Here is a 565-nt window from a genome sequence, read left to right as displayed (position 1 = left end):
TCCTGTACGTCGTCGCGAACGTGGTGCTCTCGGTCGGACCATAACCGTTGATCAATTGCTGAGGCGGCGTCTCTCGCAGTACTTGCCCCACCACGCTTGCATCTAGTGCATCACCTCCGACAATCAAGGCCTTGAGTTGGGGAAAAACTGGGCCCAATTCCACGGCCATTTGATTGAACAAACCCACGGTCAACCACAAAACACTGATGCGCTGTTCGCGCAGGGTTTGCGCAAACAGCGCTGGAGTCAGCACCGTGTCATGATCCATCACGACAGCCGCCGCACCATTTAATAACGGCGCCCAGACTTCAAAGGTGCTCGCGTCAAAGGCCGGATTAGCCGCAAACGCGACGCGATCATCAGCCTCCACATCAACATAGCCATTGTTGATCACTAGCCGCGCGATCGCTCGATGCGGCACCAGCACGCCCTTGGACATGCCGGTGGAGCCAGACGTGTACATCACATAAGCAGTATCAAGGCTGCAGCAGGCCGGTTGCGGATAAGTCGTTGGCGTGTGTTCCGCGTCCTCTTTGTCTGGCGAGCCCAAACGCAATAGCGCTGT

1 protein-coding gene is annotated in these 565 nt (G+C 56.8%); it reads right to left on the bottom strand.

What is annotated here, in order from left to right; translation table 11 throughout:
• The coding region (locus tag KPG66_RS18195) for an AMP-binding protein (protein WP_237071644.1) at positions 1–565 on the bottom strand (565 nt) is incomplete at both ends.

It is taken from the genome of Mycetohabitans sp. B2 (assembly GCF_021733735.1).
Taxonomy (GTDB): domain Bacteria; phylum Pseudomonadota; class Gammaproteobacteria; order Burkholderiales; family Burkholderiaceae; genus Mycetohabitans; species Mycetohabitans rhizoxinica.
The sequence above is the reverse complement of the archived record's forward strand: the minus strand, read 5'-3'. Positions and strand labels throughout refer to the sequence as shown.